The organism is Agrobacterium rubi TR3 = NBRC 13261 (assembly GCF_000739935.1).
Taxonomy (GTDB): domain Bacteria; phylum Pseudomonadota; class Alphaproteobacteria; order Rhizobiales; family Rhizobiaceae; genus Agrobacterium; species Agrobacterium rubi.
On record NZ_BBJU01000014.1, the window covers coordinates 260516 to 275358 of the forward strand.

Here is a 14843-nt window from a genome sequence, read left to right on the forward strand (position 1 = left end):
GTGAAATATGTCTGTCTGCTAACGGATTCTCGGCTCCCGGCTCAAGCCTTTTTCCGCAAGTTCCGCCTCGTAAGCCGTGAACAGTGTCTCACCGCGCTCGCCGAGCTCCAAAAGATACTTCCACGTATAGATGCCACTGTCGTGACCGTCATCGAAGGCGATGCGCACAGCGTAATTGCCGGTGGCGACGACCGAGCGTATGGCGACGTTTCTCTTCCCCGGCACGGTGATCTTCTGACCCGGCCCATGGCCCTGCACTTCCGCCGATGGGGACAGCACCCGCAGCATCTCTGCGGGCAAATCGAAGGATGCGCCATTGTCGAAGGTCACGACGAGATGTCTCTTGTCGTTCGATACCCGCAATTCCGTTGGCCAGGGCTCACTCATTTTTCATTTCCGTCATGGGATAATATACTGCACACTTATGACCTTGCCCGTCCGCGGGCAAGCCACTACATGAAGGCAGCACACATGCCGCAGATTGCACTGGAGATTTCAGCTTGAACAGCTTCATCGGATCGCTCCCCAAAGCGGAATCTCTGATGGAAAGCATGGACCCGATGGTTGACCCCTTCGGCCGCGCTGTGACCTATCTGCGTGTATCAGTCACCGACCGCTGCGATTTCCGCTGCACCTACTGCATGTCGGAACACATGACCTTCCTGCCCAAGAAGGACCTTCTGACGCTGGAAGAGCTGAACCGGCTCTGTTCCGCCTTCATCACAAAGGGGGTCCGCAAAATCAGGCTGACCGGCGGCGAGCCGCTGGTGCGCAAGAACATCATGCATCTGGTGCGTGATCTTGGTCGCCACGTGCAGGCGGGAACACTGGACGAGTTGACGCTGACAACCAACGGATCGCAGCTTGCAACTCACGCTGCCGAACTCTTTGATTGCGGCGTACGTCGCATCAATGTGTCGCTCGATACGCTGGATGCCGACAAGTTCAAGCAGATTACCCGTTGGGGTGATTTTTCCAAGGTCATGGCTGGCATCGATGCTGCCCTTGCGGCTGGCTTGAAAATCAAACTCAACGCCGTCGCGCTCAAGGATTTCAACGAGCACGAAATCCCCGACCTCATGCGTTTTGCGCATGAACGCGGCATGGACCTGACCGTCATCGAAACCATGCCGATGGGTGAGATCGAGGAAGATCGCACCGACCGCTACCTGCCGCTGTCGCAAGTTCGCGCATCGCTGGAAGAGCACTTTACGCTTGATGACATCGGCTATCAGACTGGCGGACCGGCGCGTTATGTATCGGTCAAGGAAACAGGCGGCAGGCTGGGCTTCATCACGCCGATGACCCATAATTTCTGCGAAAGCTGCAATCGTGTGCGCCTCACCTGCACCGGCACACTTTATATGTGCCTGGGTCAGGATGATGCTGCCGACCTGCGCACGGCGCTGCGCGCTTCCGATGACAATGCACTACTGTCGCAAGCCATCGATGATGCCATCCTTCGCAAGCCCAAGGGCCATGACTTCATCATCGACCGCACTCACAAGCGTCCGGCTGTCGCGCGCCACATGAGCGTGACCGGCGGTTGATCTCGCTTTATTCAACTGTGCTGACATTATTCGTTTGAAATCCTAATTTCTCCATGGCACCCCTTTCAACGTAAGAGGAGTGGGCGGAACTGTCATACGTGCGTCGATTGCACGCATGTGGCACCGTTGCGGATCTGGGATTTGGATTGATGGCATTGACGGATAATACGCGCGGCGCGTTGTTGATGGCGCTCGCGATGGCCTGCTTTACGGTCAACGATGCCTTCACCAAATCCGTTACGCCTTACATCAATACCGGACAAATTCTGTTCGTTCGCGGCGTTATCACTTGTGTCATGGTCTACTTCATCGCCCGTCAGATGGGCGCGTTACGACCACTGAAAACCATCCTGCGACCCATCATATTGCTGCGCTGCCTGTGTGAGGTCGGTGCCTCCATTCTTTATCTGCGTGCGCTGGCCACCATGGGCTTTGCCAATGTCTCGGCCATCATGCAGTCGCTGCCGCTGGCAGTCACACTGGGTGCCGCCATCTTTCTCAGAGAACCCGTGGGCTGGCGGCGGTGGACGGCCATTCTCGTCGGCTTCCTCGGTGTGCTGATCATTCTGCGGCCCGGCCCGGATGGTTTTACCACCGCAGCCTTGCTGGTCGTCGGCGCCGTCTTCGTCACAGCAGGCCGCGATCTCCTGACCCGACGCATGTACACCGATGTTCCATCGCTGACGGTTACAATGACTACGGCTGTCGTCAACACCGTTTTCGGGGCGGCCCTCATCGTACCCTTCGGCGGCTGGCAGCCGATGGATGCCTATGTCTGGTCGCACCTCTTCGTTGCCGCCATTCTGGTCGTCATCGGCTATCAGGCCGTCATCCTGTCCATGCGCAGCGGCGATATCGCGTTTGTTGCGCCTTTCCGTTACACCAGCATGATCTGGGCCTTTTCCATCGGCTATGTCGTCTTCGGAGAGAAAATGACACCGTGGATCTTGCTGGGAACGGCCATTATCGTCGCATCTGGCCTCTATACTTTTTATCGTGAAAGCCGACGCAAACAGCCGCCGCTTGCCAAAACATCCACGAGAATACAATGAACGCCGTCCGCTTCCTCGACAGATCGACCCCGCCGCATATCGCGACCCTCGTCCTTGTGCCCGGCGTTGCGGCGCTGTGCATGAATATCTTCCTGCCGTCGCTAGCAGCCATGGCGGTCCATTTCGAGACGGATTACGCGGTAATGCAGTTTGCCGTATCGGGTTACCTGGCAGCCACCGCTTTGGTGCAACTGCTCATCGGCCCGCTGTCCGATCTCTATGGCCGACGTCCTGTGTTGTTGGCATGCATTGTGATCACGGTCATCGCGACCGTGATCTGCGCTGTCGCACCAAACATCACCATCTTCATGATCGGGCGTCTATTGCAGGCAGTCATCGCGTCCGGCTTCGTTCTGTCGCGTGCCATCGTGCGCGATATGGTGCCTGCCGACAGGGCCGCGTCCATGATCGGTTATGTCACCATGGGCATGTCTGTCGTTCCGATGATCGGCCCCACCATTGGCGGTTTTCTCAATGACATCTTCGGTTGGCAGGCCACCTTTGTTCTTGTCGCATGCTGTGGCATGGCTATGCTGCTTCTCGTGTTTTTCGATCTTGGAGAAACCAACCATCAGAAATCCGCAAGCTTTTCCGCGCAATTTCAGGCCTGGCCTCGATTGTTGCGCTCCAAACGCTTCTGGGGGTACGCGCTGACATCCACCTTTTCGTCCGGCCTGTTTTTCTCGTTTCTTGGTGGCGCGCCCTTTGTCGGCAGCGTGCTCTATGAGCTGACGCCTGCCGTACTCGGCATGCAGTTCTTCTTCATGGCCAGCGGCTACATGCTCGGCAACTTCTTCTCGGGCCGTTATGCGGAGCGTGTCGGCATTTCCAGAATGATGCTGGCGGGAAACGGCATTGCCACAACAGGTATCATAGCCGCCATTGCCCTGCCCTATCTCGGACTGAACAGCCATTACGAGTTCTTCCTGCCGCTTGCACTCATCGGGATCGGAAACGGTGTCACCCTGCCCAGCGCCAATGCCGGCATGGTCAATGTCCAGCCGGATCTTGCAGGTTCGGCATCGGGGCTAGGCGGCGCACTGACAATCGGTGGCGGCGCCTGCCTTGCCGTGCTTGCCTCGTCATTGCTGTCGAAAGAGGCAGGAACCATACCCCTCTTGCTGGTGATGTTGCTCAACGCCGTCCTTGCCCTTATGGCAAGTTCCTATACCGGCATCCAGGAACGCCGACACAATGAAGGCATGCAGCAAGGCACAGCATGATGACAACCAAACCAGACACGCCCGGCCTCATTCTGGCCGGTGGCCTTTCCAGACGCATGGGAACCAACAAGGCGCTGAGCCTGCTGGGGGGCAAGACGCTGCTGTCCCACGTCGTCGCACGCGTCACACCCCAGGTCTCCAAACTGGCCTTGAATGCGCCTGAGAGCTGGGCGCAGGCGTTTGGCCTGCCACTGGTGCCGGATACCATAGTTGGTCACGCCGGCCCCTTGGCGGGTGTTCTGGCGGGTATGCGATACTTTGCTGTCCACGCGCCGCAAGCAACGCATTTTCTCACCGTCCCGGCAGACAGCCCGTTTTTCCCGGATGATCTCGCATCGCGTCTCGCCGCGCACCTCACGGGCGAAGACGCCATCGTCATCGCAGCCTCCAGCGGACATGTGCACCCGGTCATCGGGCTGTGGCCGGTCGCGATTGCGGACGATCTGGAGCACTGGCTGGCGGATGACAACAACCGCCGCATCCGCAGCTTTCTGGCGCGACACGCCACGCTTGGCGTGTCCTTCCCTGCGCTCGAAAGCGCCACGGCTTCCATCGACCCGTTCTACAACATCAACACGCCGGATGAGCTTGCGACGGCGGAAGCGTTCGTCAAGAGTATGTCCGCATGACCCAAAAAGTATTCGGCATTTCCGGCTGGAAGAATTCGGGCAAGACCGGTCTTGCCGTGCGTATCGTCACCGAATTGACAGCACGCGGTTACCGCGTCTCCACCATCAAGCATGCGCATCATGATTTCGATATCGACAAGGTGGGTGCCGATAGCTGGCGGCACAGGCAGGCGGGCGCACACGAAGTCACCATCGTCTCCGGCACCCGCTTTGCCATCATGCACGAGCTTCGCGGTGGCCCGGAGCCATCTTTTGAAGACATCCTCGCCCGCATCGCGCCGTGCGATTTGGTGCTGATCGAAGGCTATAAATACGAGCCTGTGCCCAAGATCGAGGCCCGTAGGCGGGACGCCGCCAAGACCGAGCCGCTTGCGCCGAGCGATCCGCACATTGTCGCCATCGCCGCCGATCATGCCGTGCCGGATACCAGGCTTCCAGTGTTTGATCTGGATGACACGGCAACCATTGCCGACTTCATCGAACGAACGGTTGGACTAACCAGACCGTGAAACGAGAAAAAGCCGGGCGTTGACCCGGCTTTTTCCATCCCTGAAACGCAATACCTATTCAAGGAAAGAGGATGGGTTCACCGGTGTGGCATCCTTGCGGACTTCGAAGTGAACCTGTGGACGCTTGGCGCTGCCCGTCATGCCGGATGTGGCAACCGTCTGGCCGCGCTGAACCTTCTGGCCACGCTGGACTTCGAGGTTTGCAGCATTGCCGTAAACGGTGACCCGACCGTCGTCGTGACGGATGAGGACCGTGTTGCCGAGCTGCTTCAGGCCGTTACCCGAGTAGATGACGACACCGTTTTCGGCGGCCTTGATCGGCGTACCCTCAGGCACGGAGATGTTGATGCCATCGTTGCGGCTGCCATCGACGTTTTCACCGAAACCGGAGATCACGGCACCACGAACCGGCCAGCGATATTTGCCGATGCCCGTGGACTCAGGCGCAATCGACGCCATGTCCGACTTCTTTTCGACATCGCTGACGCTTGCGTCGGCGGCCGGTGCCTTCGGTGCTTCGACCTTGGCCGTTGTCACTGGCGCTTCGACGGGCTTGGTGGCGGCTGGTGCCTGATGTTGAACCGATGCCGTCTTGATACCATCGGTACCAGCACCGGGGATTTTCAACGTCTGGCCGATGCGGACACTTCCGTCGGTAATGCCGTTTGCAGCCTTTAGGTCAGCAACGGAAACGCCGTTTGCACGAGCGATCTTTGCAAGGCTGTCGCCGGCCTGAACCTTGTAGCCGCCGGTTGGCGGAAGCGGCTTGCCGCCGGGAGGCGTCAACTTACCGGCTTCTGCCGAGGCCTTGTCACGGGCAGCACCTTGGCTTGGCAGAACAGCGACGTTCTGTTCAGGACCACGTGTCGGTGCTGGACCGTTGTTGTTCTTGCTCAGATCGATATTGCCGGATGCAGCGCGGGCCGCATTGCGGGACTGACCGAACTTCGGAATGATGACCGACTGACCGGGCGTTGCAGCAGAGGCACTGGACAGACCGTTGGCCTGAAGCAGAGCCTTTTCAGGTACACCGTAGCGCTTGGACAGCGTCGCAATCGTCTCACCCGACTTCAGCGTGACAGACGATGCACCATCGGTATGCCAGCCATTGTCGGCAGCCTTGATGGAGCCGGTGGACAGATTGTCGGAACCGTTGCTTGGCACGCGGGCCGACGCCATGGAAGGAGCCGAGTTCGACCGTGCCGGTGGCATGGGCTGGGCCATCGCTTCATTGCGTGGAGCAGGCTCGCGACGGCTGGATGGCGATGGAGCTGACAGCTCCGAGCGCTGTACGGATGCCGAAGACGAAGCCGCACGAGCCGACGAAGGCTGAACCGAACCATAGCCGCCATTGGACGCCGGATAAGGCTGGTTCATGGCAGTGTTCTGGTTGGCATAGCCGCCCTGTGGAGCAGATGATGCATAACCGCCGCCGCCATTGTTCATGTCGTTTTGCGGAACGGGCGCAGGTGCAGCGCCGTTGCGGGAAGGAATGGATGCGGTCGTCATTTGGTCCGGTCCGCTCGAAAACAGGCCGCCAAATCGCGTGGCGTCCGAACTACAACCCGTTGCGACGCTTGCCAGCAATGCCGCTGCGAGCATCTTTGCGATTGATTTTCCGATTTTAGGCGAATTACTCATACGCATGACTCGATCTACACTGACGCCAACCGCCGCATCGGGATCGATCCGGCTGAAAATTACACTCTGCAAGGCCCCTCTCCCGAGTTGGGAAAACCATGCGTCGATGGAGATGATTAAAGCGCGTTAGTGTTACCACGCCGTTAAAACGTCATGCGGTTTTGATATTTTTTGACACTTCGATAACCATGACGGGGCACCAAAAGCCCTGCCTGCTAGGCTTTTCCGGCTAAAAATATTTTTCAATCAATGCGTTGATAAAAATCCGAGTCGGCTCCGATATTCGGACCCAGGTTTCATTTTGTTACAGATACCGCGCAATATGCGGCTCTATCGGCAGATAGGGTGTCTCGAACATTTCTTCGCGCTCGAATCGGCTGCCTGTCTTGGAAAGACGAGTCATGACGCAGCGCCCATCTTCCAGCATGATCGGCGCAATCATCATGCCGCCGGACACGATCTGCTCGGTAAAAAAGCGCGGCATGTCGGTGAAGGCGGCTGTGGAAATAATCCGGTCGAAGGTACCCTCGCCTACCAGACCATTCATGCCGTCGGCCTGGCGGATGACCACATTGCGAATACCGAGATCGTCCATGCGGTTTTGCGCCATTTGCACCAACGTCTTGTAACGGTCAATCGACACCACCCGTTCAGAGCGCCTGCCCATCACGGCCGTCATGAAACCGCTGCCGGTGCCGATTTCCAGCACCCGCTGCCCGGGCTTGACCTGAAGACGGTGAACCAGCTTCACGGCCATGTCGGCGCTTTCCATGAAGGCACCGCAATCGATGGGAATGGTGCGGCTGGAATAGGCGTCTTCTGCAAATTGCGCAGGCACGAATTGCGAGCGTGGCGTTTGCTCCACCGCTGTCAACAGATCGATATCGGAGATGCCTTCGGCTCTCAACCGCAACACGAGAGCAGCGAAGCCCTCTTTCTCGACCATTGCAGACTTCAATCTTGCACTCCAAGTCCAAGCGCCTTCGCCACGCGATCCTTCACCGTGTAATCGGTAAGGTCAAGCTTGAGCGGCGTTACCGAGATACGGCCATCCTTGACCGCATGGATATCGGTGCCGTCGAGGAAATCGCCCAGTCGCTCTCCGAACCGCAGCCAGTAATAGGGCAGACCGCGACCATCCTGACGCTGCTCGACAGTCATACCGAAATCAAGCTTGCCCTGCCCCGTCACGCTCACGCCCTTCACATCAGCGGGCGCGCAATTGGGGAAGTTGAGATTGAGGAAGGTTTCCTTGGGAAGATCGACATCGATCAGCTTGCGGATGAGATCGGGTGCATAGGTCTCCGCCACCTCCCAAGGGACGATACGCTCTGCGTGGCCGGTATGGGCATAGGCTTGGCTCAGCGCAAACGAGCGGACACCCTGAAGCGTGCCTTCGATGGCGCCTGCAATGGTGCCGGAATAGGTCACGTCGTCGGCCATGTTGGCGCCGGAGTTGACGCCTGACAACACGAGGTCCGGTTTGCCCGGCAGCACTTCACGCACGCCCATGATGACGCAATCAGTCGGCGTACCGCGCAGCGCGAAATGCTTGTCGGAAATCTTGCGCAGGCGCAGCGGCTCGGACAGCGTCAGCGAATGAGCAAGGCCGCTTTGGTCCGTTTCCGGTGCTACGATCCAGACATCATCGGACAGCGTGCGAGCAATGCGCTCCAGCACTGCAAGCCCTTCGGCATGAATGCCGTCATCATTCGTCAGCAATATCCGCATGGTGCTCTCCCGCTTTAGTTCTTATCAACCGTCTCGCAACAGCGCTGCCTATGGCAACCTCGCACGTTGGCGAGGCAGTTCGGCCTAAACCTCCCCTCCGTCACCCCGGACTTGATCCGGGGTCCAGTCACCGCGCGTCTGCGCGGCTAGAAGAGTCTTTTGCCTTGCAGACGCAAGGCGCTGGATTCCGGCTCAAGGCCGGAATGATGGAAGTTCAAACAACCTTCTCAATCCGCGTCAGACCGCCCATGTAAGGCAGCAACACGTCTGGAATTGTGACCGAACCATCATCGTTCAGGTAGTTCTCCAGAACCGCAATCAGGCAGCGTCCGACAGCCGTGCCGGAGCCGTTGAGGGTGTGCACGAACTTCGTCGCCTTCTCACCCTTCGCCCGATAACGCGCATCCATCCGCCGCCCCTGAAAATCACCACAGACCGAGCAGGACGATATCTCGCGGTAGGTATCCTGACCCGGCAGCCAGACTTCGAGGTCGTAGGTCTTGCGCGCGCCAAAACCCATATCGCCGGTGCAGAGCGTCATGGTGCGGAAATGCAGGCCGAGGCGCTTCAGCACCTCTTCTGCGCAGGCGGTCATACGCTCATGCTCTTCGACAGCGCTTTCGGCATCCGTGATCGAAACCAGTTCGCACTTCCAGAACTGATGCTGGCGCAGCATGCCGCGCGTATCGCGACCGGCAGAGCCTGCTTCCGAACGGAAGGATGGTGTCAGCGCGGTGAATCGCAGCGGCAGCTTTTCCTGCTCGAGAATTTCACCGGCAACGAGATTCGTCAGCGTCACCTCGGCAGTCGGAATCAGCCAGCGGCCATCGGTCGTCCTGAACAGATCCTCGGCGAATTTCGGAAGCTGGCCCGTGCCATACATCGCCTCATCGCGCACCATCAGCGGCGACGACACTTCCGTATAGCCATGCTCGCTCGTGTGCAGGTCGATCATGAACTGGCCGAGCGCACGTTCCAAACGTGCAATCTGGCTGGTCAGCACGGTGAAGCGCGAACCGGACAGCTTGGCCGCACGGTCGAAATCCATGTAGCCGAGGGCTTCACCGATCTCGTAATGCTCCTTGGCCGCATGGTTCCAGCCGGGTTTCTGACCGACCACGCGCGCAATGATGTTGTCGTGCTCGTCCTTGCCGACTGGCACGTCATCGAATGGCAGGTTGGGAATGCGCGAAAGAGCATCGGTCAGCTCAGCCGAAACCTGACGATCCTCTTCCTCAAGGCGCGGCATGCTGTCCTTGATGTCGGCAACTTCGGCCTTCAGCTTTTCGGCAAGCTCGGCATTCTTCTGCGCCATCGCAGCGCCAATTTCCTTGGATGCGGTATTGCGGCGCGACTGCATGTCTTGCAAAGTCTGGATCACGGAGCGGCGCTTTTCATCGAGCGCAATCAGATGAGCGGATTGCGGCTCGGCATTGCGGCGGGCAAGGCCGGCATCGAAAGCTTCGGGGTTTTCGCGTATCCATTTAATGTCGTGCATCGTGGTTCCAGACCGTAATTTGCAGCATGTTTTGAAAAACAAAACGCCGGGACGAATGGCCCGGCGTCTGAAGAAGGTCCTGACGAAAACCGTCAGTCGTCACTGGAATTTTCAAGCTCACGGCCTGCATTTTCCTCAGCGCGCTTCTTCTCCACGAGTCGAGCCAAATGTATGGAAATCTCGTAGAGAAGGATTGCGGGCAACGCAAGACCGATCTGGGACATCGGGTCCGGCGGCGTCAGCACGGCGGCAACGATGAACGCGCCGACGATCGCGAATTTACGCTTCTCTTTCAGCCACTGGCTGGTCAGCAAACCGACACGTGCCAGAAGCGTGGTAACGACGGGCAACTGGAACACCAGACCGAAAGACAACACCAGCGTCATGATGAGGCTGAGATATTCCGACACCTTCGGCATCAGCGAAATCGCGACTTCGCCATCCTCAGGCAATTGCTGCATGGCGAGGAAGAACCACATGACCATGGGCGTGAAGAAGAAGTAGACCAGCGCACCGCCCAGAAGAAACAGCAGAGGAGACGCGATCAGGAACGGCAGGAAGGCTGCACGCTCGTTCTTGTAGAGGCCGGGTGCCACGAATTTGTAGAGCTGCGAGGCGATCACGGGGAAGGAAATCACCAGTGCGCCGAACATGGCGACCTTGATCTGCGTGAAGAAGAATTCCTGCGGCGCGGTGTAAATCAGCGACGACTTGGCAACATCAAGCCCGGCCCAGATCACCGCCCATTTATAGGGAATGACCAGCAGGTTGAAGAGGTGCTTGGCGACTGCGAAACAGGCAATGAAAGCGACGAAGAAGGCGCCCAGGGACCAGATCAGCCGCGTGCGCAGTTCCATGAGGTGTTCGATAAGCGGCTGCGGCTTATCATCGGTATCCGCACTCATGCTTCACCCTTTTTGGCCTTGGCCGTCTTCACTGTTTTTGCAGGCGTCGTCACCGCTGCTGTTTCGGCGTCGGTCTTTTTCACCATCGCCTTGGCCTTTTCGACCATCGGCTTTGCGGCCGCGACTGTGGCTTTGGCAGCCTTTGCCGTGGACGCTTTCGCCGCGACGTCAGTCAAGACAGCTGGCTTGCTGCTTTTTGGTGCGACCGGTTTTGCGGTACCGTTCTTTGCCGCTTCCGTCTTGGCTGAAACAGTCTTGGCGGCACGCTTTGGTTTGACCGCAACCTTTTCCGCTTCGACTTCCTGGACGGACTTGGCGGCAACGCGCTTGCGAACTGCCTTTGGCTTCTCCGCTGGCGTTGCTACAACTGTTGGCGCTGGCGCAGCTGCGGCTGAGCTTGCACCCACGGCCGTTGCCGTAACAGCAGCTTCCGTTGCGATCGCAGGCGGGCCGTCGGGCAATTTCATTTCAGGGTCGGACAGGCTGACCGCCGGTGCACCCACGGGCGCACTGGTGGCAGGAGAGCTGGCCGGTGTGGTCGAACCCTGTAGATCGGCGCGGATTTCGTTGCCCAATTGACGCAGCGGGTTCATCGCATCGCGGATCGAATTCGTCGGGTTAAGATTGCGAACGTCGGAAATCGTCTGGCGCACGTCGTCCATGTCGGCTTCTTTCAAAGCCTCATCGAACTGGCTGCGGAAGTCGCCTGCCATCTTGCGCAGGCCAGCCATGGTCTTGCCGAAGGCGCGGATCATGGGTGGCAAGTCCTTGGGGCCGACGACCACGATCAACACGACCGCAATCACCAGCAGCTCGCTCCAGCCGATATCAAACATCATAAAGCTCCTGACACGCGCAGTGTCGCGGCACGGCGTTCAACGCCGCACCGCAAAATCGATTACTTGAGCTCGTCAGCCTTGTGGTCCACCGTGCGGGGATGAACAGGGGTGGTCGGCTCTTGCGTGGTGTCGTGGTCTGCGGGGCGTGGTGTGCCGTCTTCGTCGGCCATGCCCTTTTTGAAGCTCTTGATGCCCTTTGCAACATCGCCCATCAGTTCCGGAATCTTGCCGCGACCGAAGAGGACAAGCACGATGACCAGAACGATCAGCCAATGCCACACACTAAAAGAACCCATAACGCAAACTCCCTGAATTTTGCTTTGAACCGATGTAAGACGTTTGCGGAGGTTTTTCAAACACCAAAATGGCTATTCAACAAACGATAAGACACTATAAATCTGCTGATTGACAAATGTTGGCAACTCTTTGTGATTGCGATGACAATAGAACGGGCTCAGCTTTCCGGCTCTTCGCCGCTGGGTGCAAGCAGTCCGAGTTCTTCGAGGTCCAACTGCGTGATCGGATCTTCGTCCTCTGTCAGCTCATCGCTCATCGATGGCAAGGGAATACCGAAGTTGGAGGGTATGCGGCCAGAGAGCAGCCCTGCCCCCTTCAACTCGTCCAGCCCCGGCAGATCGCGCAGTTCTTCCAGCCCGAAATGATCGAGAAAATCCACCGTCGTGCCCATGGTGACAGGCCGTCCCGGCGTTCTGCGTCGTCCGCGAAACCGCACCCAGCCCGCTTCCATCAATACGTCGAGCGTCCCGCGCGATGTCTGCACACCGCGGATTTCCTCGATTTCCGCGCGTGTCACCGGCTGGTGGTAGGCGATGATGGCCAGCACTTCCAGCGCCGCCCTCGAAAGCTTCTTCGGTTCCTTTTCATCCATGCGGATGACGAAGGAAAGATCGCCCGCCGTTCGGAAAGCCCAGTTTCCTCCCACCTGAATGAGATTGACGCCGCGCTCGGAATAGACGCCCTTCAGCTTCCACATCAACGCGGCCACGTCGATACCCCTCGGCATACGCTCGGCGATGAAGGACTCAGACACCGGCTGTGCGGAGGCAAAGACCAGCGCCTCGGCAATGCGCTCCGCATCCTTCAGCTGCCGCTCGGTGACCGTGGTTTCGAATCCCGCCCCATCCGTCACAGTGGCGTCGTCATCCGCTTCCAATTCACTCGACATCCCGTGTCCTTTCACGGCCAGCACCCTTGCGCATAAAAATCGGCTGGAAAGCGCCATCCTGGCGGATTTCCAGCGATCCCTCGCGCACCAGCTCCAGCGATGCGGCAAAGGCGCTCGCCATCGCCGTTGCGCGCATGGAAGGGTCGGCAACATATTGCAGCAGATAACGATCCAGCTCTGTCCATTCACCGATCTCGCCCAGCATGGAAGTCAACAGCTCACGCGCATCCACCAGCGACCAGACCTGCCGCTTTTCGATGGTGACCTGGGTGATGGCCTGGCGCTGGCGAAGATTGGCATAGGCACTCAGCAGATCGTAGAGGCTGGCCTCGAAGGACGAACGGCTCTTGTGGGGAATGTGCTCCGGCGCACCGCGGGCAAACACATCGCGGCCCAGATGATGACGGTTGACGAGCCGTTCCGCCGCTTCCCGCATGGCTTCCAGGCGCTTCAGCCTAAAGGCCAGCGTCGCCGCCATTTCCTCGCCGCTCGGGCCGTCATCCTTGCTTTGCTGCGGAATGAGCAGCTTGGATTTGAGGAACGCCAGCCACGCGGCCATGACCAGATAATCGGCAGCCAGTTCGATACGGACGCGCCTTGCCTGCTCGACGAACACAAGATATTGCTCGGCCAGCGCCAGCACGGAAATGCGCGAGAGATCGACTTTTTGCGTGCGGGCAAGGTGCAGCAACAAATCGAGCGGGCCTTCAAAGCCCGCAACGTCGATCATCAATGCCGCTTCGCCGGTGGCACGCTCGGGTTTGATATCCTCCCAAAGCTTTTCCATCGGCGCGCCGCCGCGCGATTTATCTGCCGCCATTCATTCGCCCACCCGGCCCATCCGTAAAGACGCCCGGCTGGATCGCTTATCAGGCAACCGTCAGCATGGCGTTGAATTCGTCTCTGAGTGCAGCTTCATCCGCACCATCAGCCACCGGAAAACCGGCTTCGACAGCACGAACACGCTCGAGAGACTTGCCGGAAAGAACAGGAACCTCTTTCACGACCTGAAGCATTTCATCCATCACGCCGTTGCAATGCAAGACTATATCGCAACCACCCGCAATAATATTGGCGGCACGTTCGCCCAGCGTCCCTTTCAGGGCATTCATGGAGCTATCGTCTGAGATCAGCAGGCCATCGAAACCGATGCGTCCGCGGATGATTTCATCAATCACGATAGGTGACGTCGTGGCCGGGCGTTCTGCATCGAAGGCGGTGAACACCAGATGGGCGCTCATGGCCATCAGTTCCTTGTTCAGTGCGCGGAACGGCACAAAATCGTGCGCGTCAAGCTCATCCAGGGGCACATCGACCACCGGCAATTCGTGGTGCGAATCGACCAGACCACGACCGTGGCCCGGAATATGCTTCATGACGGGCAACATGCCGCCCGCCTTCAATCCATCAGCCGCCGCCTGGCCCATGGCCGCCACCAGCGCCGGGTCGAAGCCATAGGCGCGGTTGCCGATCACGTTGCTGGCGCCTTCTACCGGCACGTCCAGCACCGGCAGGCAATCCACGTTGATGCCCAACTTCATCAGGTCGAACGCATGCAAGCGCGACATCAGCCACGCCGCGCGCAGCCCCTGCTTCTGATCGCGCAGATAGATTTCGCCCAGTGCCTGCGCATTGGGATAGGATTGCAAGATCGGAGGACGAATACGCTGCACGCGCCCGCCTTCCTGATCGATCAAGACAGGTGCGTTCGGACTACCGATGGCATCGCGCATGGAAGCCACAAGGTCCGTGATCTGCGCCGCATCGCCAATGTTGCGCCCGAACAGGATAAAGCCCCATGGACGCTCCGCCTTGTACAGCGCGATTTCGTCATCGGTCAGGGTCAGGCCGCTACAGCCGAGGATCATAGCTTTCGTGTCGGTCATGGATTGGTCCTGCTTGAAGCGCGGTTAGGCAGATGAGAAGCCGAGAGCAGCCTTAGATACCGTCATCCCAGACTTGATCCGGGGCCAGTTCGATCAAGTCCTTGATCGACAGAAGACTCTTCTGCACCGCAGATGTGGTGCTCGTGAGTTCCGGCTCCAGGCCGGAATGACGGAAAAACTGAGGTCAGTATTGA

The 14843-nt window shown here is 58.6% G+C and carries 16 protein-coding genes; 5 read left to right on the forward strand and 11 right to left on the reverse strand.

The genetic code is table 11. The features are described from left to right. Window positions 1-18: 18 nt before the first annotated feature. Complete coding sequence (locus RRU01S_RS12380) at window positions 19-387, reverse strand: gamma-butyrobetaine hydroxylase family protein (RefSeq protein ID WP_045230568.1); 369 nt, start codon at window positions 385-387, stop codon at window positions 19-21. A gap of 155 nt (window positions 388-542) precedes the next feature. On the opposite strand from RRU01S_RS12380, the gene moaA reads away from it, so the two are divergent. From moaA to mobB, 5 genes are all read left to right on the forward strand, one after another. Beyond that, window positions 543-1550, forward strand: a complete 1008-nt coding sequence (gene moaA, locus RRU01S_RS12385; protein ID WP_165572225.1) for a GTP 3',8-cyclase MoaA — start codon at window positions 543-545, stop codon at window positions 1548-1550. A gap of 149 nt (window positions 1551-1699) precedes the next feature. After that, complete coding sequence (locus RRU01S_RS12390; RefSeq protein ID WP_045230570.1) at window positions 1700-2602, forward strand: DMT family transporter; 903 nt, start codon at window positions 1700-1702, stop codon at window positions 2600-2602. Continuing rightward, window positions 2599-3825 carry a multidrug effflux MFS transporter gene (locus RRU01S_RS12395; protein ID WP_045230571.1) on the forward strand — a complete coding sequence of 409 codons (1227 nt, stop codon included), beginning with the start codon at window positions 2599-2601 and terminating at the stop codon, window positions 3823-3825. The genes RRU01S_RS12390 and RRU01S_RS12395 overlap by 4 nt, the downstream gene beginning before the upstream one ends. Continuing rightward, window positions 3825-4454 (forward strand): molybdenum cofactor guanylyltransferase MobA, encoded by a 630-nt coding sequence (gene mobA, locus RRU01S_RS12400; RefSeq protein WP_045230642.1) that lies wholly within the window; start codon window positions 3825-3827, stop codon window positions 4452-4454. Before RRU01S_RS12395 ends, mobA begins: the two co-directional genes overlap by 1 nt. Further along, window positions 4451-4963, forward strand: coding sequence for a molybdopterin-guanine dinucleotide biosynthesis protein B (gene mobB, locus RRU01S_RS12405; protein WP_045230572.1), 513 nt, complete (start codon window positions 4451-4453; stop codon window positions 4961-4963). The genes mobA and mobB overlap by 4 nt, the downstream gene beginning before the upstream one ends. 54 nt (window positions 4964-5017) lie before the next feature. On the opposite strand, the gene RRU01S_RS12410 is transcribed toward mobB, so the two are convergent. The 10 genes from RRU01S_RS12410 to nagZ form a co-directional block, all read right to left on the reverse strand. Then, a complete protein-coding gene (locus RRU01S_RS12410; protein WP_045230573.1) occupies window positions 5018-6610 on the reverse strand; it encodes a peptidoglycan DD-metalloendopeptidase family protein in 1593 nt (530 codons plus the stop codon). A 298-nt stretch (window positions 6611-6908) separates the two neighbouring features. Next, window positions 6909-7562: a protein-L-isoaspartate(D-aspartate) O-methyltransferase gene (locus RRU01S_RS12415; RefSeq protein WP_045230574.1), complete on the reverse strand. Its 654-nt coding sequence runs from the start codon at window positions 7560-7562 to the stop codon at window positions 6909-6911. Then, the gene (gene surE / locus RRU01S_RS12420) at window positions 7559-8335 is read right to left on the reverse strand and encodes a 5'/3'-nucleotidase SurE (protein WP_045230575.1); all 777 of its coding nucleotides are present in this window, start codon (window positions 8333-8335) and stop codon (window positions 7559-7561) included. The genes RRU01S_RS12415 and surE overlap by 4 nt, the downstream gene beginning before the upstream one ends. A 214-nt stretch (window positions 8336-8549) precedes the next feature. Continuing rightward, complete coding sequence (gene serS, locus RRU01S_RS12425) at window positions 8550-9833, reverse strand: serine--tRNA ligase (protein WP_045230576.1); 1284 nt, start codon at window positions 9831-9833, stop codon at window positions 8550-8552. A 92-nt stretch (window positions 9834-9925) separates the two neighbouring features. Further along, on the reverse strand, window positions 9926-10738 hold the full coding sequence (gene tatC, locus RRU01S_RS12430; protein ID WP_045230577.1) for a twin-arginine translocase subunit TatC: 813 nt from the start codon (window positions 10736-10738) through the stop codon (window positions 9926-9928). Beyond that, window positions 10735-11574 (reverse strand): Sec-independent protein translocase protein TatB, encoded by an 840-nt coding sequence (gene tatB / locus RRU01S_RS12435; protein WP_045230643.1) that lies wholly within the window; start codon window positions 11572-11574, stop codon window positions 10735-10737. Before tatB ends, tatC begins: the two co-directional genes overlap by 4 nt. Window positions 11575-11636: 62 nt before the next feature. Then, window positions 11637-11873 (reverse strand): twin-arginine translocase TatA/TatE family subunit, encoded by a 237-nt coding sequence (locus RRU01S_RS12440; RefSeq protein ID WP_045230578.1) that lies wholly within the window; start codon window positions 11871-11873, stop codon window positions 11637-11639. A 158-nt stretch (window positions 11874-12031) separates the two neighbouring features. Beyond that, a complete protein-coding gene (gene scpB / locus RRU01S_RS12445; RefSeq protein ID WP_045230579.1) occupies window positions 12032-12763 on the reverse strand; it encodes an SMC-Scp complex subunit ScpB in 732 nt (243 codons plus the stop codon). Beyond that, a complete protein-coding gene (locus RRU01S_RS12450; protein WP_045230580.1) occupies window positions 12753-13583 on the reverse strand; it encodes a segregation and condensation protein A in 831 nt (276 codons plus the stop codon). The genes scpB and RRU01S_RS12450 overlap by 11 nt, the downstream gene beginning before the upstream one ends. A 49-nt stretch (window positions 13584-13632) precedes the next feature. Then, window positions 13633-14649: a beta-N-acetylhexosaminidase gene (gene nagZ / locus RRU01S_RS12455; protein WP_045230581.1), complete on the reverse strand. Its 1017-nt coding sequence runs from the start codon at window positions 14647-14649 to the stop codon at window positions 13633-13635. Window positions 14650-14843: the final 194 nt, after the last annotated feature.